Origin of the sequence: Cognatundibacterium griseum (genome assembly GCF_014284195.1) — a bacterium.
Classification (GTDB): domain Bacteria; phylum Pseudomonadota; class Gammaproteobacteria; order Burkholderiales; family Burkholderiaceae_D; genus Undibacterium; species Undibacterium griseum.
In genome coordinates, this window is sequence record NZ_JACOGC010000003.1 from 292345 (window position 1) to 312719 (window position 20375).

Genomic DNA, 20375 nt, shown 5'->3' on the forward strand with positions numbered 1-20375 from the left:
AGTCCTGTGCGCTGAACTATGCATTGGATGCAGCGAGCTTCAGCACTGCATGCTCTTGTTCTGCATCATGTGTCAGCTTGCCGGAGACCAGCGCACCGCTCAGCATTTCCAGTGTTTTATAGTGCACATCGCCCGAAATTCTGGCCTTTGGTTGCAATTCGAGCAATTCCGTAGAGATGACGGGGCCGTGGATCACACCATTGACCACCACATGCGCAGCGCGCACCTCGCCATCAATAATTGCCTGTTCGGAAATGATGAGCATGCTGGATGACTCGGTATCGGCAATGACATTGCCACAGATATGTCCGTCAATCCGGAGTCCGCCCTTGAAATGCAGATCACCTTCAATCTTGGTGGCAGAACCAATCAGGCTGTCTATCGTATTTTTCACTTTGCGGCTAAACATGCGAATCTCCTGTGCGGGACGTACATCAGATCCAGACGCTCCAGAAAATTGGGATAGGTTCTGATGCAGGTTATAAATTGACCGTTTGCTGGGCACGTATCTGGCCTTTATCCAGCACTTTTGCCAGAACAGACTTCACCGCCGTGCCATCCGGAAGGGTAATCAGGCCTTCCACCCTTTGATAATGCCTGAATGACAATTTCAATTTTCCGGCATCCCCGGTTTTCGGATCGGGGAACAGCATCGTAACAGGTTTACCGGCTTGTACCAAGCCCAGAGAAAACTGGAGTTCGCCAGAAAAATCCTTACCGTTTTTCACCCCTTGCATGACGAGCGCACGGTAGCGGATCTGGGTTGGAGACACGACTTCGACCTTCAGATTTTGCAGGGCAACGCCATCCATCCCGGTTGCAGAAGGCATCAGCCCTTCAAAAAAAGCCAGGTCATCTTTCAGCTTCTGGTTTTCCGCAGTCAGAGTTTTCACCTGCTCGGTTAACTCTTTCTGCATGGACCTGTCGATATTTATCTTGCTGTCAATCGTGTTTGCCTCCAGCCGGAGCTGATCGCGCTCGGCAGTCAGCAGCTCAAGCTTCTGGCGCAAGGACTGCACCTGATCCTGATTGAATTGCGGGCCAAATGCAAAATTCCGCCCCAGATCATAAGTCCACCATGCCACAGCGCCGATCAGCGCAATCAGCAGCAAAGACATGGCAAGCTTCATCGGCCAGGGCTGCTGATGCGTAATGGTCATTTTCGACACCAGGTGACGCCGCTGCCAGGTTTGTCTTTTTGCCATACCGAATCAGGGGAGGACGGGTACGTGCATCAAGCCGGTCGTTTCCGGCAGGCCAAACATCAGATTCATACACTGCACAGCCTGTCCTGATGCGCCTTTCACCAGATTATCCTGCACCACCAGCACGATCACGGTATTACCGTTATTTGGACGGTGCAGGGCAATACGCAGCATATTTGAACCACGGGTCGAGCGCGTTTCAGGGTGACTGCCAAATGGCATGACGTCAACGAATGGTTCATTCCGGTAAGCCTGCTCAAACAATGCCTGCAGTTGCTCATTGCTGACATCCGCCGTCAGGCGGGCATACAGCGTGGAATGCATACCACGGATCATCGGAACCAGATGCGGCGTGAACAACAAGCCGACAGGCTGATCGCTCATCCGCTGCAACTGTTCAATGGTTTCCGGTGTATGACGATGCCCGGAAACACCATAGGCTTTGAAAGAATCACTGGTTTCCGAGAACAAAATACCGATTTCTGCCTTGCGTCCGGCTCCGGAGACACCTGATTTGCAATCCGCAATCAGGCTACCGGCATCAATCACTTTCGCCTGAAGCAAAGGTGCGAATCCCAATTGCATGGTCGTCGGATAACATCCCGGATTGCCAATCACACGGGCAGACCGGATAGCGTCGCGGTTGAGCTCAGGCAAACCATACACCGCTTCTGCCAGTACATCTTTACAAGTATGCGGAATACCGTACCACTTCTCAAACTGGGCGACATCCTTCATGCGGAAGTCTGCCGCCAGATCAATGACCTTCACTCCGGCAGCGAGCAATTCCTGCGCCTGCGCCATCGCCACGCCATGCGGCGTTGCAAAAAACACGACATCACACTGCGTCAGATTTGCTTTATCCGGCGAAGAAAACGCGATCTGCACGCGTCCGCGCAAAGATGGGTACATGTCCGCAACCGGCAAACCATCTTCTTTGCGGGATGTAATCGCCGTTAATTGCGCATCGGGATGGGTCGCCAGAATACGCAACAGCTCCACGCCTGTATAACCTGTGCCGCCAACAATGCCAACTTTAATCATTTACTTTCCTTGCAAGAAATTTTTACGCTATTCTAACAGCAGACTTCTTCAACTGAACGATTCAGATAAAACTCGTTACACGGTAGCAGGAAAGAAAAAAGCCGCCTGAACAGGCGGCTTTTTTGCTCCAGCAATAAAATATTAACGCTTGGAGAATTGCTTTGCGCGACGTGCTTTACGCAGACCCACTTTTTTACGTTCAACTTCACGTGCATCACGAGTAACGAAGCCAGCTTTGGACAATTCAGATTTCAAAGTTGCATCGTAGTCGATCAGGGCGCGAGTGATACCGTGACGAACTGCACCGGATTGGCCGGATTCGCCGCCGCCGTGAACGTTCACCATAATGTCGAATGTTTCGAGATTATTAGTCAGTTCCAGAGGTTGACGGATCACCATCAGGCCAGTTTCACGAGAAAAATATTCGCTTGCTGGTTTGCCGTTGACAACGATCTTGCCGCTGCCAGCTTTCAGGAATACACGAGCAACTGCGCTCTTGCGACGGCCAGTACCGTAGTTGTAATTACCGATCATGGCTAATCCTTAGATGTCGAGTACTTGTGGTTGCTGTGCAGAATGCGGATGCGTTGCATCAGCATATACTTTCAGCTTCTTGATCATTGCGTAGCCGAGTGGGCCTTTTGGCAACATACCTTTTACCGCTTTTTCCAGCGCACGGCCTGGGAAACGCTCTTGCATTTTCTGGAAATTGGTTTCATAGATACCGCCTGGGTAACCAGTGTGACGGTAGTATGTTTTGTTCAGGGACTTGGTGCCAGTCACGCGCAGTTTGCCTGCGTTGACGACGATAATGAAATCGCCTGTGTCTACGTGCGGTGTGAATTCTGGTTTATGCTTGCCGCGTAAACGGAGTGCCACTTCGCTGGCAACACGTCCGAGTACTTTATCTGTCGCGTCAATCACGAACCAGTCGCGCTGAACCTCATGGCCCTTAGCGGAAAAGGTTTTCATGTTGAATCCTAAAAAGTTAAATACGCCCTTGGTTACGGTGGTTCTGCCAGTATTTCAGCAGACTCTCCCTTTTCATATCTCGTTCGGGCAAATCGAGAATCGAAAATTATAAAGCCTTTCAAAGACTTAAGGCAAGAAATGTTTAAAAATTAGGCAGTTTTTTTGTTTAAGGCAAAAAAATACCCGAAGACCAGGCTTCGGGCTGAATCCACCAAAGGAGGAGGTGGAGGAGACAATTGCGTGGTAGTCAACAGTAATCTGGAAGAAAACAATTAACTAACCGATGGGTCAATAATAGGATAGGAAATTGTGCAGTGCAAGATAATTCGATCACATTCACAGGAGGACTCCCTCTAATTTCAGATACAGTAAAATCCAGTCCTGATATCAATTAACGTCGAAATGAGGATCACATGGAAGCAACTGTACGCTGGACAGGTTTATCGGGCATGTCATTTCTGGCCGAAACCGGTTCCGGTCATGCTGTACTGATGGACGGCGCACCCGACGGGGGTGGCCGCAATCTGGCGCCACGGCCAATGGAAATGGTCTTACTGGGAACGGGCGGCTGCACTGCGTATGATGTGGTACTGATCCTGCGCAAAAGCAAACAGGATGTCCGCGGCTGCGATGTTCGCCTGCAGGCAGAAAGGGCCGAGGCGGAACCCAAGGTATTCACACAGATACATTTTCATTTCACTGTCCGTGGGCGCAATCTGAAACCTAATCTGGTTGAACGGGCAATCAAGCTATCGCATGAGAAATATTGCTCTGCGTCCATCATGCTCGAAAAAACCGCCACGATCACACATAGCTACGAGATTATTGATGACCTGAGCCTGCCATCCGAGCACGAAGCAGCAGAATAAGCGAAGCAACTCACGACAGCAGGTCAGAAGCGGAGCAGTGATTGCCAAAGATCACTGCTCCGGTATAAGCATTGACGCAACCTTCTATAATGAGTCCGGCTTGCCGAAAATGTCTCTGAAACTGGGATAAAACGAGCAGTACCGGATCGTGGTCAATAGTGCAAGCACCGGCATCATGAGCAGGATCACAAAAACCGTATTATCAGTCATCGCGATGAGTATTTCCACCAGCATGGCTGGCAGTAAGCCGGAAATGACGAACCAGGCGGCGGCATAGACCAGGAATGCGCGCCCTGCACGCTTAACCGAAAAAAAGCTGTAAAACAATGCTTTTCCAACAGACATGCGATGCCACATGATCAATGGTCCCGCAAACCAGAACGCCATCAGCGCCGGAAGAAAACTGAGAGCAGCAACCAGCATGCCGAGCAACAAACGTCCTTGCGGGACATCTTTGGGGTCAAGCGGCTTCTGACTCGATATGAGCTGATATAAGGCACCGTCATCAACCAGTTGGGAAATCAGGGTTGCCAGAGAGATCGCCAGTAAATACAGGCATCCCAGCCCTAATAAGCGCGGTAGCGCAGGTGACCGGAATCCCGCCAGCAACACGCCAGGATGAACCTTTACGCCCTGCTCAATCAAAAAACTGGCATGCATGAAGCTCATTGCAAATACGGGAATCAGCAATAGCGGCATAAAATGCCCCAGCAAGGGCAGCAGGCTGATTGCCATGTTGAGGAACATGTAGGCAAAAAACAGCGTCAGCATTTCCGCAGGCTGGCGGCGAAACAACTGAAACCCTTGTTTTACCCAGGACCATCCGGCGGATGGATGAATCTGACTCATACGTCGCAAGTCAAAGGAGGCACCGGGAATGATTCCCGTAAACGCAAAATCCGCTCAAAATGAGCAGGATCATGCGGCGTCAGCATTTCCGCATCCCGGGGCTGATAATAATCATACAGACGAGACAGCCAGAAGCGCAGTGCGGCAGCCCGCAGCATCGGTTTCCATGCCACCGATTCGTCATCGGTAAAAGGCCTGACTTCGTGATAGGCCTTCAGCAGCGCACGAACCCGCTCAACATCCAGCTCGCCAGTGGCAACATCAATACACCAGTCATTCACGGTCACCGCCACATCAAAAATCCAGGTGTCGCAACCCGCAAAATAAAAATCGAAAAATCCGGTCAGGCGATCACCCTCAAACATGACGTTATTCCGGAACAGATCCGCATGGATCGGGCCTCTCGGTAATGCACGGTAAATCGCGGTACTGTCAAAAGCATCCTGAAAATGCACTTCGGCACACAACAGATGTTTCAGTTCATCGGACAAAAATGGCATGACCTTCGGTGTCGTTTCATGCCACCAGTCAAGAGAACGCAGATTGGCCTGATACATCGGAAAATCCTGTCCGGCCAGATGCATTTTAGCGAGCATGGCACCAACCTCAGCGCAGTGCAAAGGTGCCGGTGCCATTTGCGAACATCCTTCCAGTTTGCTGACGATCGCCGCTGGCTTCCCATGCAAAGACACCACCAGCTCGCCATGAGCATTCGGCACCGGAGCCGGCACCAGTATGCCGCGGTCAGCCAGGTGACGCATTAATTTGAGATAAAACGGCAGTTGTTCAAAATTCAGATTTTCAAATATGGTGAGCACATACTCACCAGACTCGGTGGTCAGAAAAAAATTACTGTTCTCAATTCCTGAAGTAATGCCTTTAATTGCCAGTGCCTTCCCAAGTGGAAACTGCTCCATCCAGGAACTGAGGTCATCCAGTGTAACCGAGGTAAAAACTGCCATTATTAATCGCCAGAAATCAGATTATTTATTGGCAGACGCCGCGCTGGCGGGTGCCGCTTTTTTAGGTTCGGGAGGCAGGACCGGCAAAGGCTCTGGTGCTTCTTTGCTTTCTTTCTTACCGCCGAATTCCAGCACTGTCCATTGCGGTGCCCGATTGGTGCTCGCAGTTCCTTTCGGCGTATTCCCCACTTCCGGGTCAGCTTTCAGCGTGTAATTGCTCTTACCTGACTTGACCTGAACTTCAGTGACTTTACCGGCATTATTACGTTTTTCCGTGACCTTATTCCTGGGCTCTGGCTTACCGACAGACAAGGCGGCTTCCGATGCTGAAATTTCTTCAAGCTTTTCCAGTTTCGGCGGCGCAGGATCGGTTTTAGCTGGCGTCTGCGCAAAGGCTGTGCCCGCTATCAGCAACATACTCAGCGCGTTGACCCAAATATTTTTCGATAGTTTTTTCATCAAGGCATCCCAGAAATAGAGGCAACGAAGCGTTTCTGTCATTGTAACAAACGACTATGATCAACGATACCAATTAACAGAAGGAAAAACACAAAATCACAGTATATGAAAGCGCAATAAAAAAGAGCGGCTGAAAAGCCGCTCTTTTTAGCAAACCATTATCAGGCTAGAGCCTGAGCATGATTAGAACTGGTGACGAACGCCTGCTGTGAATTCAGTAACGTTGGAACCAGCAACAGAACCCAGGAATTTGGATGCTGCGTCTTGAGTAGTACGTGCGTATGATGTGTACAGATCAGTACGCTTAGACAGTGCGTAGGAATAACCCAATGCGAACTGCTTGGAATCAGCAGCAGTATTTGCGCTATCTTTCACTTTTGTGAAGCCAGCCAATACTTTGCCTGTTGCGTCAACAGGTACTGTCACTGCCAGAGAGTAGATCTTCTTGTCGATACTGGATGTATCGTTAGATTGCTTCTGGTAGAAGAATACTGGCTTAGCAACGCCGAAGTCGTAAGAAGCAGCAACTGTGTTTGCTTTCACTGCGTTCACTGTGGAGCCAACAACTGCATTGTCTTTTGCGAAGTTGTAGCCAACTTCCAGAGCGTCAACTTTATAGCCCAGGTTCAGACCGATAGAACGGTTAGCAGAAGTATCGCCAGCAGCTTCACCGAAGCCGTAGGAAACCAGTGCTGTGAAACCGCTCAGGTTAGGTGTGCCGTAGAATACTGCGTTGCTGACGCGACCAGTTGTGTCAGCAGCTGGGTTAGCTGTGCCGCCAACGAAGTAAGCAGCACGGATACCTGTGCCGTTGTTGATCAGTGCGGATACAAACGGATCGAAGTTATCAAAGAACTTCAAAGTTGTTGTCTTGTCACGACCCAGGTTCAGGGAACCGAAATCACCGGACAGACCAACGACGGATGTACGACCGAAAGTACGACCTTGGTCAGAAGCGCCTGTATCCATCTGGATGCCCTGTTCCAGAACGAAACTTGCTTTCAGACCGCCACCCAGATCTTCAACGCCTTTGAAGCCCAGACGGGAACCAGCTTCCTGACCGCTTTGAATACGGGACATACGGCCGTTACCCAAATCCAGGCTTTGGAAACCAACGTCAGCGATACCGTAGATGGTTACGGAAGATTGCGCGAAAGCCGCACCAGAGAATGCACTCATCAGAGCGAGTGCGAGGAATGATTTTTTCATTGTCTAGTATCCAAAAAATGAATGTTAATTTTTGCTGCAGCACAATACTTCATGCGGCAAAAAGCTGAATTGCAGGTCTATTTACAGCCTTGAACCAAAAATTGATTCAATGACAAATGTCACGATACCTGCGAAAAATGACACTTTGATGAAATCGGGCTTTTTAATAAACAAGGACTTACAGAATGTTGCAATTAAAAGACGCGGAATTTTTTACAACCCGGCTTCAAATATTTGCTGCTACGTCATAGCCCAGACCGACATTATAGGCATTTTTTCCATTTGCTGCACAGCATCAAAGATATAAGGGGTATCCACATCTTTTCAAGGGCAGCGAAAAAAATTATTTAGCCGACCGTTTCCCAGGCATTTTGTTTCTGAGCAGTCATCGAACGCCAGTACGCTCTGCCGGTATACCAGAGTGCTGCGCCAATCAGCGCACACGCCAGCTGCCCAGTCGCCAGTGCCAGTACAGAATGATCGAGTACCGGGGCCACCACACCTGCAATCACTGCGCCGATCAGCGTCACAGATGCCGACTGGCAGGAGGCAACGATGCCGCGGATGGAAGGAAACAGGTCAAGCACCAGCAAAGTCGCACCCGGCGCCACTAAAGACATGCCGAAAGTGTAAAAAAATAAAGGTATCACTGACCAGAACAGGACAGGCGCAGAAAACAGGTGAAAACCGACGTTAAACATGGATGCGCCAATTAAAAAGCAGAAACCAATGCTCACCTGTTTCCAGACTGATATCTTCCCAGCCAGCCGGTTAGCCGTTAAGGCTCCCAGAAAAATACCACCGACCGAAGGAATAAATTGCCAGCCAAACTGGTCCGTTCCCAGATGAAGGTGTTGCGTGATAAAGACAGGCGCCGCGGAAATATATAAAAACAGGCCGCCGAAATTAAATGCGATCGTGCCAGCTTTCAGATGAAACAACGGTGATTTAAATACTTTGGCATAGCTTTCCCACAAAAACTCCGCGCTGAATTCCTGACGTTTCTCTTTGGGCAAAGATTCGGGTAACAGTTTGAAACAGGCGAACCACAAGACAATTGTGTAGCCAAATAACAACAGAAAAATAGCTCTCCAGCTCATAAAAACCACAATCCAACCGCCCAGAATCGGTGCAATGGCGGGAGCAATCGAAAAAATCATGGTGACCAGCGACAGCAAACGTTCTGCCTGTGCACCGGCATATAAGTCGCGGATGATGGCGCGTCCGACGACCATCCCGGCGCCTGCTGAGACACCCTGTAAAATACGGAATCCCCACAAGTAATGAATACTGTGCGCCGAGGCACAGCCAAAGCTGGCCACCGCAAAGACGGCCAGCGCAACCAAAATGACATTACGCCGGCCAAAAGCATCAGACAAGGCGCCATGCCACAAGGTCATGACCGCAAATGACAGCATATAGGCAGTCAGTGTCTGCTGTACTTCTAGTGACGTGGCCTGCAAACCGGCCTGAATGCTTGGGAAAGCAGGCAGGTAAGTATCGATCGAAAACGGCCCCAGCATCGCGAGCGCCGCCAGAATGATGGCAAGTCCGGCGCGACCGGGACCGGAATTGTCTGATTTCATTGATTCTCCAATTTCCTGCTAATGCCCCAATCCATGCCCTTACCGCCGGCATGGACTGAGACCGGCGGCATCAGATGCCGCCCATGCATAAATATTTCATTTCCAGATACTCATCCATACCGTACCGGGAACCTTCGCGGCCTAATCCGGACTGTTTCACGCCGCCAAACGGCGCCACTTCATTGGAAATCAGTCCGGTATTAATGCCGACCATGCCGTATTCGAGCTTTTCAGCGACCCGCCAGACCCGGCCGATGTCGCGGGCATAAAAATAGGAAGCGAGGCCAAAATCCGTATTATTGGCCGCAGCGATCACTTCGTCTTCGGATGTGAATGGCATGACGGCAGCAACCGGACCGAATGTTTCTTCATTCATCACCAGCATGTCGGGTGTGACATCCGCCAGCACGGTTGGTTCATAAAAAAGCATACCGGCGGAATGCCGCTTACCGCCCGCCAGCAGCCGCGCCCCGTTTGCCAGCGCATCGGCGACGTGTTCGCTGACTTTGGCCACGGCCTGATCGTCAATCATCGGTCCCTGCTGAATCCCTGTGGTAAAACCGTCGCCGACCTGAATTTTCTGCGCGCCGGCAGCCAGTTTGCGGACGAACTCGTCATAAACCAATGTATGCGCATAAAACCGGTTGGTACAAACGCAGGTCTGCCCAGCATTGCGGTATTTGGACTGCAGTGCACCTTCCACTGCGGCATCGATGTCGGCGTCGTCAAACACGATGAACGGCGCATGGCCGCCGAGTTCCAGCGCCAGTTTTTTGACTGTCGGTGCGGACTGACGCATTAGGATGCGTCCGACCGGTGTTGATCCGGTGAACGACAGATGACGTACAACCGGGCTGTCGCACAAGACCTGTCCGATCGCAATCGAACGTTCCGAATCGGCGGTCAGCACATTCACCACACCGGGCGGAATACCGGCACGGTGCGCCAGTTCAGCAATCGCCAGTGCCGACAAAGGGGTCTGCTCTGCCGGCTTGATCACGATGGAACATCCGGCAGCCACCGCAGGAGCCACTTTACGGGTAATCATCGCAATCGGGAAATTCCACGGCGTGATCGAGGCGCAGACGCCGATCGGCTGCTTCAGCACCACCATGCGCTTGTCGGTCCAGGTGGAAGCCATCACATCGCCGGAAACGCGCTTGGCTTCTTCGGCAAACCATTCCAGAAAACTGGCGCCGTACACGACTTCGCCCCGTGCCTCAGCCAGCGGCTTACCTTGCTCGGCAGTCATGATCGCCGCCAGATCGTCCGCATGGGCAATCATCAGATCAAACCAGCGGCGCATCATCCCGGCGCGCTCTTTGCCGGTCTTTGCGGCCCAGGCCGGAAATGCTGCCTGCGCTGCAATGATGGCCTGTTGCGCATGTTCTGCACCCAGATTGGCAACCTGCGCCAGCACTGCCTGCGTGGACGGGTTGCTGACCTCAAAACGATCCGTGCAAGCTACCCAGTTGCCATTGATGTACGCCGTATCCCGGAGCAGGCTGGCATCTTTCAGTTTCAGGCTGCTGGCTGTTTGTTGTAAGGACATGACTCAGTCTCCGTATTGATCTGAACTAACATTATGAACAGGAAAAGGCATCCGTTCCTGAACAGATGCCGTTAAGAATGAAAGCCTAAAGCAAAACAGCCAGGTCTGCGCTGACTTGGCTGTTTTTTTCACATGAAACAAATTAATCGGCACAGCTTACTGTGGATTCTGGTCCGGTTTCGGTTTTGCTTCTTCGCGCCGGTTAAAGCCGGACACCATATCGAAACGGAACAGACGACATTCCAGCGCACCGTTAAAAAATGGCGTCTTGCGTGATTCCTTGAGACGCAGCAATTTCGGCACTGTCAGATCGGCAGTGAATAGGAAAACGCTCCAGCCGGCAAAACGCTGCTTCAGAGTGGCGCTGAATGCAGTGAAAAACTCTTTTGCCAGATCATCGGATTCCAGGCTGCTGTCACCGCGCACGCCGATCCGTTCTCCATATGGCGGATTGGTCAGCAAAATTCCGGGCTGCGTCGTTGGCGCTTTGATTTCCTGCGCTTCGATCTGCTTCAGCGGCACATCGAAACGGATACCGGCCTTGTTCAGGTTATTGCGCGTCATGACCACCATGTCGCCGGAAATATCGCTGCCGAAAATCGTCGGCTCTGCCGGCAGGGGATGCGGTTTGACTTTGGCTTTGATGTCTGCCCAGATCGCAGGATCGAACTGATGGAATTTTTCAAAAGCGAATTCGCGCCGCATTCCCGGCGGAATTCCTGCCAGAATCTGCGCTGCTTCGATCAGGATCGTGCCGGAACCGCACATCGGGTCAAACAGGGGAACGCCGGGCTTCCAGCCGGAAGTGCGCAACAGGCCGGCGGCCAGGTTTTCACGCAAAGGCGCATCGCCCGTTTCCATGCGCCAGCCGCGCTTGAACAAAGGCTCGCCGGACAAATCCAGATAAATCGTGAAAGTGCGCGCATCCAGAAAACCGACGATGCGCATGTCCGGATTGCGGGTGTTGACGGACGGACGCTGGGTGAACTGATCGCGGAAACGGTCGCAGATCGCATCCTTGATTTTCAGGGTGATGAATTCCAGGCTCTTCAATGGCGATTTCACCGCCGTCACATCGACCCGGATGGTATGGTGATAACCAAACCAGTCTTCCCAGTGCGTATCAAGCACCAGATCATAAATATCGTTTTCGTTGCTGTAACTGGTGTGTCCCATACGCATCAGCACACGCGAGGCAATGCGTGAATGCAGATTGATGCGCCAGCCGTCCTGCAGGCTGCCAGAGCAATGCACACCGCCCGGAACCTGATTGTGGACGGTCATGGTTTGATCCAGCGCTGCGATTTCACCGAGCTCCTCGGCCAGTGCGGCTTCCATGCCGCGCGGGCATGGACAAAAATAAGAGTAACGTGTCATGGGGAACCTTTTATCCGTTGTGTGTCTGTATCAAAAAAAATACCGGCGAAAACAAAATGTGTTTTCGCCGTTGCGCGGAAACCGGAATCCAGACCAAATCCCTGTCCCGCCCTTCCTGCCTGCAGCCATCAGGCATTCCTCAGAATGGCTTGACGATCACCAGAATCAAGACGATCAGCAGTAAAACCACCGGCACTTCATTAAACCAGCGGAACCAGACATGACTGCGCTGGTTACGCCCCTGCTCAAATTTTTTCAACAAGCGGCTGCAGGCATGGTGGTAACCAATTAACAGGATCACGCACAGCAGCTTGGCGTGCATCCAGCCGTTACCCGGCCCTTTGCCGATACCGTATCCCAGCCATAAATACCCGCCCAACAACACCGCGGGCACCATCAGTATGGTCGAAAAACGGTACAGCTTGCGCGCCATCAGCAACAGGCGCTCTGTCGTTGTCGCATCATTTTCCATCGCCAGATTGACCAGAATGCGCGGCAGATAAAACAATCCCGCAAACCAGGAAATCACAAACAAGACGTGCAGCGCTTTGATCCACAGCATAAACTTTTTTCCTCATCGAAATGGCGCGCCAATCCGGTGCGCCGCGTATGACCACGAAGCCTTATTTACTGGCGGACCTCGCCATGCCCAAACACGATGTACTTCAGGGATGTCAGCCCTTCCAGCCCGACCGGGCCGCGTGCATGCAGCTTGTCGTTGGAAATGCCGATTTCGGCTCCCAGTCCGTATTCAAAACCATCGGCAAAGCGGGTGGAGGCGTTCACCATCACCGATGCAGAATCAACTTCGCGCAAAAAGCGCATGGCGCGGCTGTAGTCTTCCGTCACGATCGCTTCCGTGTGTTTGGAAGAATACTGATTGATGTGATGGATCGCCTCGTCCATGTCTGCCACCACTTTGACCGCCAGCACCGGCGCCAGATATTCCGTGCTCCAGTCTTCTTCGGTCGCACTGGCAATCCAGGCATAATCATGCAGCAATGAAGCCGCAACCGGATCGCAGCGCAGTTCGACTTTCTGCGTCGCATAGCGCTCTGCCAGCAACGGCAGAATGCGGGGAGCAATCGCTTTCGCGACCAGCAGGGTTTCCATGGTGTTGCAGGTGCCGTAACGGTGGCATTTGGCGTTGAACGCGATATCGGAGGCTTTTTGCAGATCGGCCTTGTCGTCGATATACACATGGCAGATGCCATCCAGATGCTTGATCATCGGCACCGTGGCTTCCTGCATCAGGCGGGCGATCAGTCCCTTGCCGCCACGCGGCACGATCACGTCCACATATTGCGGCATGGTGATCAACTCACCGACGGCAGCACGGTCGGTGGTCTCGACGATCTGCACCGCATCGGCCGGCAGGCCGGCGCCAGCCAGACCTTCCTTGACCAGTTTTGCCAGTGCCTGATTGCAGTGAATCGCTTCTGAGCCGCCGCGCAGTATCGTCGCGTTGCCGCTCTTGATGCACAAGCCTGCCGCATCCACCGTGACATTCGGACGCGCTTCGTAAATGATGCCGATCACGCCCAGCGGCACGCGCATCTGGCCGACCTGAATGCCGGTCGGACGATATTTCATATTGGAGATTTCACCAATCGGATCGGCCAGGCTGACGATCTGCTCCAGACCTTCTGCCATCGTCGCAATTGCTTTATCGGACAAACTCAGGCGGTCCAGCATCGCGGCTTCCATACCGGCGGCTTTGGCGGCCGCCAGATCGAGTTCATTGGCTGCGCGTAAAGCCGCAGCCTCACGGCGGATAGCTGCCGCAATCAGGCTCAGGGCTTTGTTTTTGGCTGCGGTGTCGGCTTTGGCCATCGCGCGCGATGCAATGCGGGCACGCTGACCAAGGTCGCTCATGTAGTGTTTGATATCCATGATGTTATTTCAGGAGCAAATATACTCCCCCCGTGTATTTTTAAACGCCCTTTATTTTCAAGGGTATCAGGCATGATTTTAGTGATACCCCCCTGTTTTCAGGGTTGCCGGAGATTATTCCGGCAGCATCCGGCAATCAGGCAGCGCTGGCGACCTGCAGACCAAGCTGCAACAGCGCATCCCAGGCATCGCCGGCCAGTGTTTTGGCACGCAAGCCCTTCACCATCTTATCGATTTGTGAGGCTTGCTGCAGCGCAGTCTGCAAGGTCTGCAAACTGACTCTGCGCAGTGCCGGGTCCATGAGCTTTTCTCTGGGCCCCCAGATCCGATATTCCTTCAGCAAAGCCGGCAAGGGCCGTCCCTGGCTCATGCCGGCTTTCAGCTTGAGCAACGTGCGAATTTCTTCCGCCATCGCCCACAGCACCAGCGGCAGGGCTTCGCCCTCACCTTTTAGGCCATTCAACATCCGCGACAAGCGCTTCACGTCGCCCGCCAGCATCGCTTCATTGAGCTTGAAGACGTCGTAGCGTGCCACATTCAACACGGCGTCGTGAATCTGTTCAAAACCGAGCCGGCCAGCCGGGTGCAGCAAGGCCAGTTTCTGAATTTCCTGATGCGCCGCCAGCAAATTGCCTTCGACGCGTTCAGCGATAAATTCCAGACCCTGCCGGTCAGCGCTCTGTTGCTGCAAAGCCAGACGCTGACTGATCCAGTTCGGCAAATGCGCACGTTCAACCAGCGGAATATCAACATACACCGCCGCCTGCTGCAAACTGCCAACCCAGGCGGCTTTCTGCGTAGCCCAGTCCAGCTTGGGCAGGGTAATCAGCGTCAGGTTATCGGGTGACAAATGCGTCACATAATCCTGCAACGCCTGCCCGCCGTCCTTACCCGGCTTACCGGTCGGGATGCGCAGGTCAATCAGTTTTTTATCACCGAACAGGGATTGCGACTGATTCGCCGCCAGCAGCGCACCCCATTTGAAACTGCGCTCCACCGTCAGGATTTCACGCTCAAAAAACCCCTGGGCTTTGGCCGCCCGACGAATCTTGTCGGCAGCTTCCAGCGCCAGCAGATGTTCATCGCTGGTCACCACATACAACGGCGCCAGCGTTTTCGCCAGATGGCCGTCAAGGGCATCAAAGCGCAGCTGCATTTACTGATCCATTTTCACGACTGACAGACGACGCATGATCTGCTGCACCAGATCGGTCTGCATGTCGCGGTACAGCAGGGCTTCTTCGGATTCCTTCGCCAGCACCTGGGATTCGTTGAAGGTGATGCTGCGTTTCAACTGTATCGATACCGGTTCCAGAAATTCCTTGCCTTCGGCATCGCGCAGGCGAAACTTAAACCGGTATAACAGATTGTATTCACGCACGCGGCCCTGGCTGTTGAGCGACAGAATCTGCTTTTCACGCGTCTCGCCGAGCACATCCAGAATCACTTCTGCGTCCTTGGCATCACCGGCAATCTGCGTCTGACCATTGGCACGGATCTGGCGTTTGAGCTCACCGCCTAACGGCGACGCATCCGGCAAGCCGATGTAGATGCTGTGAAACGGAAAACTAACCGGTCCGCGCAAAGCGAAACCGCACGCAGACAACATCATCAGCGCCAGCAAAGCCAGCAGCCATGTCTTGCGGTGGATGATCCATGAACGCATGCGGTTTCTCCTTTTTCTCTTGCTCAGGCCACGATATTGACCAGCTTGCCCGGCACCACGATGATCTTCTTCGGCGTGCCTTCGATAAAACGCTGCACGCTTTCATTGGCAAGCGCGGTGGCTTCGATCGTCGCTTTATCGGCGTCCTTGCCAACCTTAATGCTGCCGCGCAGTTTGCCGTTCACCTGCACCATCAGTTCGATTTCATCCTGCACCAGCGCGGTTTCATCCACCAGCGGCCAGGGCGCATCAATGATTTCTCCCAGCTCTGCGGCAAAGCCAAGTTCCTGCCACAGCGCATGTGTGATGTGCGGGCAAACCGGATACAGGCCGCGTAACAGAATGCTGAACGCTTCACGCAATGCCGCTGCCGATCCTTCAGCTTCCGATTTGAATGACTCGATCGTGTTGAGCAATTTCATCGCGCCGGAAACCACAGTGTTGTATTGCAGGCGCTCATAATCGGCATCAATCTGCTTCAGGGTCAGATGCACTTCACGGCGCAAGGTCTTCACCTCACCGGCATAAGACGCCGGCGCTGCGGCTCCGGTGGCGATAGTGGCAGACAGTTTCAGGGCAGACGCCCACAAACGGCGCAGATAGCGCGAGGCGCCTTCGACACCGCTGTTGCTCCATGCGGCGCTCTGATCCGGAGGTCCGGCGAACATCGTGAACAAGCGCGCAGTATCGGCACCGAACTGGGTGATGATGTCTTTCGGCTCGACCACATTGTTTTTGGATTTCGACATTTTTTCAATGCCGCCCATCTGCACCGGCTGACCATCAGATTTCAGGCTGGCCGATACAGGACGGCCTTTGTCGTCATGCTGGACTTCGATTTCATTCGGATAGAACCAGGTTTTCTTGCCGCTCTCGTCTTCGCGGTAGAACGATTCGTTCAGCAACATACCCTGCGTGAACAGATTTTTGAAAGGCTCGTCAATCTTGACCAGCCCCAGATCGCGCATCGCCTTGGTCCAGAAACGGGCGTACAGCAGATGCAACACCGCATGTTCAACGCCGCCGATGTACTGATCCATTCCCTTAGGACTCATCCAGTAATCATTGCGTTCATCGACCATGGTTGTCGCATCCGGGCAGGTATAGCGCATGAAATACCAGCTGGAATCGACGAAAGTATCCATGGTGTCGGTTTCACGCTGCGCAGGTTTGCCGCATTTCGGGCAAGGCACATTCAGGAAAGCCGCATGCGTTTTCAATGGATTACCGGAGCCGTCAGGGATGCATTCGGTTGGCAATACCACCGGCAAATCTTCGTAAGGCACCGGCACGTCGCCGCAGCATTCGCAGTGAATGATAGGAATCGGCGTACCCCAATAGCGCTGACGGGAAATACCCCAGTCACGCAGACGCCAGGTCGTTTTTTTCTCGCCGACGCCTTTGGCTGCGAGGTCGGCAGCGACCGCATCTACCGCCGCTTTGTAACTCAAACCGTCGTATTTGCCGGAATTGACGGTCACGCATTTTTGTTTATCGCCATACCATTCGGCCCAGGCATCGGTCGTGAAACTTTCACCTTCAACTGCCACCACTTGCTTGATTGCGATACCGTACTTTTTGGCAAATGCAAAATCACGCTCATCATGTGCGGGCACCCCCATCACAGCGCCGTCGCCATAAGTCATCAGCACATAATTGCCGACCCAGACTTCGACCTGCTCGCCGGTCAGCGGATGCGTCACGAATAAGCCGGTCGGCAAGCCTTCTTTTTCCTTGGTCGCCATTTCGGCTTCAGTGGTACCGCCGGCTTTACATTCTTCGATGAACGTTGCCAGTTTTGCGTTATTTTTTGCAGCAACAGTAGCCAGCGGATGTTCCGCTGCCACGGCGCAGAACGTCACACCCATGATGGTGTCAGGACGGGTCGTGAACACATGCAGTTTGCCGTCCTGTACCAGCGCACCGGACTCACCGGCAATCTGGTGCGTGAACGCAAAGCGCACGCCTTCGCTCTTGCCTATCCAGTTGCGCTGCATGGTACGTACCTGCTCCGGCCAGCCATCCAGCGTATCAATACTGCTCAGTAATTCCTCTGCGTATTGGGTGATTCCAAAGTAATAACCAGGGATTTCACGTTTTTCCACCAGAGCGCCGGAGCGCCAGCCGCGACCATCGATCACCTGCTCATTGGCCAGCACGGTCTGGTCAACCGGATCCCAGTTCACGACCTGGGTTTTTTTGTAGGCGATGCCTTTTTCCAGCATCTTCAGGAACAGCCACTGGTTCCAGCGGTAGTAATCCGGATCGCAGGTCGCCACTTCACGCGACCAGTCAAACGCCAGCCCCAGCGGTTCCATCTGCGACTTCATGTCTTCGATATTGGCGTAAGTCCACTCTGCCGGCGATTTTTTATACGCAATCGCGGCATTTTCGGCTGGCAGACCAAATGCATCCCAGCCCATCGGCATCAGCACGTTGTAACCCTTCATACGCAGCTGGCGTGCCAGCATGTCGTTAATCGTGTAGTTGCGCACGTGGCCCATGTGCAGCTTGCCGGAAGGGTAAGGCAGCATGGAACAGGCGTAGTACTTACCTTTAGGGAAACGCGGATTATTTTCTACGGCTTTATAGGCGTCGATTTTTTTCCAATGGGATTGCGCCGATTGCTCGACGTCGGAGGGCGTGTATTTTTCTTGCATGGCGTGACCAGAAGTAGATGCGGAAATGACTCAGAACCTTTGATTATAACTGGTTCGGTGCCAAGTTTGAGTAAAGCAGGCGTTGCAGATCAGGGGCTGGTTGCCTGCACGCCGGCGGGATCGGTGACAAAGGCAATTTTTCCCAGTCCCAGTTTCTGGGCTACGGCCATGACCTGGGCAATCGTTTCGTAGCGTGTCGCCTTGTCTGCACGTAACTGGATTTCCGGTGCGAGCGGCTGGCGCGCAGCAGCTGCGAGCTGGCGTTCCAGCATTACCGGGTCGGTCAGCTGCTGCTCAAAAAAAATCTTTCCCTGCGCGTCAATCGCAATATGCAGGCTGGCAGCTGGCTGCGGCGCAGGCTGCGCGCCGGTTTGCGGTAATTCCAGCCGGATGCTGGGCGCCAGCATGGGGGCTGCCAGCATGAAAATCACCAGCAAAACCAGCATGACATCGACCATCGGTGTGACGTTGATGTCTGCCATCGGGCCAGACATCCTGACGCCGCTGTCGGCCTGGGCTGAAAAGCTGCCGAAACTCATGCGATGTCCCGGGATGCAGGGGGAGGACAAAAATGCAGCAGCAAGTCGTGCGCAAAACCATCCAGTTCCGCCAGTGTGACTCTGTGTACGCGCTGCAAGGCGTTGTAAGCCAGAACGGAGGGAATGGCAACGATCAGTCCGAAGGCTGTCATGATCAGCGCCTCGCCAACCGGTCCTGCCAGCTGATCAATCTGCACCATTCCTGCCGCGGAAATCGAGGTCAGTGCATGATAGATGCCCCAGACGGTTCCCAGCAAACCCACGAAGGGAGCCGTTGCGCCGATGGATGCCAGCACAGTCAGCCCGTTTTCCAGTTTGCGCGTGAGTTTTTGCAATCTTTGCCGCAGATGACGGGTCAGCACTTCGCGCAAGTCACTTGCTGCGCTGAGTGTGGCGGCACGCTCGCTGCGCGCTGCCTCTGCAGCGCTGTCTGCCAGCGACAGGAAAATCTGCTCTTTGTCATGCAGGCGCAGCAAGGACAGCGCATCGTCCAGTGTCGGTGCCAGCCAGAATTGCTGCAGGAAAGGTGCGGCTCGCCGGACGCGCCAGAACGACCAGGTTTTGGCAAAGATCAGCGTCCAGCTCAGCAGAGACAGGCCGAACAATAGATACGCGATCGCATGACCGAACTGATCGGCCTGTTCCCAGTATTGTGCGATAGCAGAATGCATCGTCTGTGGTCGGTATGGAGTCCGTATTGGTTCAGTCAGCCGGATTAATTCAGTCCCAGCACATCGTACATGTCAAACAGCCCGCTGGCCTTGTTGCTCAGAAAACGTGCCGCACGCAGACTGCCATGGGCATAAGTGACCCGGCTGGAGGATTTATGGGAAATCTCGACCCGTTCGCCGATGCCGGCAAACAATACCGTGTGATCGCCGACAATGTCGCCACCGCGGATGGTGGCAAACCCGATCGAAGACGGATCGCGCTCGCCAGTCACCCCCTCGCGCGCAAACACGCCGACTTCGTTCAGATCACGACCCAGCGCGCTGGCGATGACTTCGCCCATTTTGAGCGCAGTACCGGAAGGCGCGTCCACTTTATGACGGTGATGCGCTTCGATAATCTCAATATCGTAGCCGCTGGCAAAGCTTTTGGCTGCCATCTCCAGCAGTTTCAGCGTGACATTAACGCCGACACTCATGTTCGGGGCAAACACAATCGCCGTCTTTTTACCTGCTTCTGCAATCGCTGCTTTACCGGCCTCATCGAATCCGGTGGTGCCGATAATCATCTTGACGCCATGCGCAGCGCAATATGCCAGATGTTTCAGCGTTCCTTCCGGGCGGGTGAAATCAATCAGAAATTCAGCGTCTGCCAGCGCCACATCCAAATCCGATGTAATCAGTACACCGCATGGCTTGCCCAGCGCAGCCGCAGCATCCGAGCCGATCGCCGGCGAGCCGGCCACATCCAGCGCACCTGCCAGCACCATATCATCTGCGCTGGCAATCGCTTCAATCAACATCTTACCCATACGGCCGGATGCACCGGCAACGGCTACTTTCAATACTGTCATACAAGCTTTCT

Annotated in this window: 21 protein-coding genes; 1 reads left to right on the forward strand and 20 read right to left on the reverse strand. The window is 53.4% G+C overall.

Features of this window, described 5'->3' with window-relative positions; all coding sequences use genetic code 11:
* Positions 1 to 16: 16 nt before the first annotated feature.
* The 5 genes from H8K27_RS09635 to rplM form a co-directional block, all read right to left on the reverse strand.
* Positions 17 to 409, reverse strand: a complete 393-nt coding sequence (locus H8K27_RS09635; RefSeq protein ID WP_186862957.1) for a bactofilin family protein — start codon at positions 407 to 409, stop codon at positions 17 to 19.
* A 70-nt stretch (positions 410 to 479) separates the two neighbouring features.
* Complete coding sequence (locus tag H8K27_RS09640; RefSeq protein ID WP_186862958.1) at positions 480 to 1205, reverse strand: DUF6776 family protein; 726 nt, start codon at positions 1203 to 1205, stop codon at positions 480 to 482.
* A 6-nt stretch (positions 1206 to 1211) separates the two neighbouring features.
* Positions 1212 to 2249 carry an N-acetyl-gamma-glutamyl-phosphate reductase gene (gene argC / locus H8K27_RS09645; RefSeq protein WP_186862959.1) on the reverse strand — a complete coding sequence of 346 codons (1038 nt, stop codon included), beginning with the start codon at positions 2247 to 2249 and terminating at the stop codon, positions 1212 to 1214.
* A 141-nt stretch (positions 2250 to 2390) separates the two neighbouring features.
* The gene (gene rpsI / locus H8K27_RS09650) at positions 2391 to 2783 is read right to left on the reverse strand and encodes a 30S ribosomal protein S9 (RefSeq protein ID WP_176802760.1); all 393 of its coding nucleotides are present in this window, start codon (positions 2781 to 2783) and stop codon (positions 2391 to 2393) included.
* Positions 2784 to 2792: 9 nt separating this feature from the next.
* Positions 2793 to 3221, reverse strand: a complete 429-nt coding sequence (gene rplM, locus H8K27_RS09655) for a 50S ribosomal protein L13 (RefSeq protein ID WP_176802761.1) — start codon at positions 3219 to 3221, stop codon at positions 2793 to 2795.
* A gap of 413 nt (positions 3222 to 3634) precedes the next feature.
* Here rplM and H8K27_RS09660 point away from each other — a divergent pair, with 413 nt between their 5' ends.
* Positions 3635 to 4090, forward strand: a complete 456-nt coding sequence (locus tag H8K27_RS09660; protein ID WP_186862960.1) for an OsmC family protein — start codon at positions 3635 to 3637, stop codon at positions 4088 to 4090.
* Positions 4091 to 4174: 84 nt separating this feature from the next.
* On the opposite strand, the gene H8K27_RS09665 is transcribed toward H8K27_RS09660, so the two are convergent.
* From H8K27_RS09665 to dapB, 15 genes are all read right to left on the reverse strand, one after another.
* Positions 4175 to 4939: a BPSS1780 family membrane protein gene (locus H8K27_RS09665; protein WP_186862961.1), complete on the reverse strand. Its 765-nt coding sequence runs from the start codon at positions 4937 to 4939 to the stop codon at positions 4175 to 4177.
* Complete coding sequence (locus H8K27_RS09670) at positions 4936 to 5901, reverse strand: homoserine kinase (RefSeq protein WP_186862962.1); 966 nt, start codon at positions 5899 to 5901, stop codon at positions 4936 to 4938. Before H8K27_RS09670 ends, H8K27_RS09665 begins: the two co-directional genes overlap by 4 nt.
* Positions 5902 to 5922: 21 nt before the next feature.
* Positions 5923 to 6360, reverse strand: a complete 438-nt coding sequence (locus H8K27_RS09675; protein WP_186862963.1) for a hypothetical protein — start codon at positions 6358 to 6360, stop codon at positions 5923 to 5925.
* A gap of 183 nt (positions 6361 to 6543) precedes the next feature.
* Entirely contained in the window at positions 6544 to 7569 is a 1026-nt protein-coding gene (locus H8K27_RS09680) for a porin (RefSeq protein ID WP_186862964.1), read from the reverse strand.
* 347 nt (positions 7570 to 7916) lie between these two features.
* The gene (locus H8K27_RS09685) at positions 7917 to 9155 is read right to left on the reverse strand and encodes a multidrug effflux MFS transporter (protein ID WP_186862965.1); all 1239 of its coding nucleotides are present in this window, start codon (positions 9153 to 9155) and stop codon (positions 7917 to 7919) included.
* A gap of 70 nt (positions 9156 to 9225) precedes the next feature.
* A complete protein-coding gene (locus H8K27_RS09690; RefSeq protein ID WP_186862966.1) occupies positions 9226 to 10707 on the reverse strand; it encodes an NAD-dependent succinate-semialdehyde dehydrogenase in 1482 nt (493 codons plus the stop codon).
* 156 nt (positions 10708 to 10863) lie between these two features.
* Complete coding sequence (locus H8K27_RS09695) at positions 10864 to 12084, reverse strand: THUMP domain-containing class I SAM-dependent RNA methyltransferase (RefSeq protein ID WP_408058430.1); 1221 nt, start codon at positions 12082 to 12084, stop codon at positions 10864 to 10866.
* Between the two features lie 139 nt (positions 12085 to 12223).
* Positions 12224 to 12646 (reverse strand): CopD family protein, encoded by a 423-nt coding sequence (locus tag H8K27_RS09700; protein WP_186862967.1) that lies wholly within the window; start codon positions 12644 to 12646, stop codon positions 12224 to 12226.
* 65 nt (positions 12647 to 12711) lie between these two features.
* Positions 12712 to 13977 carry a glutamate-5-semialdehyde dehydrogenase gene (locus H8K27_RS09705; RefSeq protein WP_186862968.1) on the reverse strand — a complete coding sequence of 422 codons (1266 nt, stop codon included), beginning with the start codon at positions 13975 to 13977 and terminating at the stop codon, positions 12712 to 12714.
* A 136-nt stretch (positions 13978 to 14113) separates the two neighbouring features.
* Entirely contained in the window at positions 14114 to 15133 is a 1020-nt protein-coding gene (gene holA / locus H8K27_RS09710; protein ID WP_186862969.1) for a DNA polymerase III subunit delta, read from the reverse strand.
* Positions 15134 to 15643, reverse strand: coding sequence for an LPS-assembly lipoprotein LptE (locus H8K27_RS09715; RefSeq protein WP_186862970.1), 510 nt, complete (start codon positions 15641 to 15643; stop codon positions 15134 to 15136). It lies immediately after the preceding gene.
* 23 nt (positions 15644 to 15666) lie between these two features.
* On the reverse strand, positions 15667 to 18303 hold the full coding sequence (gene leuS / locus H8K27_RS09720; RefSeq protein WP_186862971.1) for a leucine--tRNA ligase: 2637 nt from the start codon (positions 18301 to 18303) through the stop codon (positions 15667 to 15669).
* A gap of 89 nt (positions 18304 to 18392) precedes the next feature.
* The gene (locus tag H8K27_RS09725) at positions 18393 to 18842 is read right to left on the reverse strand and encodes an ExbD/TolR family protein (RefSeq protein WP_186862972.1); all 450 of its coding nucleotides are present in this window, start codon (positions 18840 to 18842) and stop codon (positions 18393 to 18395) included.
* Positions 18839 to 19513: a MotA/TolQ/ExbB proton channel family protein gene (locus tag H8K27_RS09730; protein ID WP_186862973.1), complete on the reverse strand. Its 675-nt coding sequence runs from the start codon at positions 19511 to 19513 to the stop codon at positions 18839 to 18841. Before H8K27_RS09730 ends, H8K27_RS09725 begins: the two co-directional genes overlap by 4 nt.
* 44 nt (positions 19514 to 19557) lie before the next feature.
* Positions 19558 to 20364, reverse strand: coding sequence for a 4-hydroxy-tetrahydrodipicolinate reductase (gene dapB, locus H8K27_RS09735; protein ID WP_186862974.1), 807 nt, complete (start codon positions 20362 to 20364; stop codon positions 19558 to 19560).
* Between the last annotated feature and the right edge of the window lie 11 nt (positions 20365 to 20375).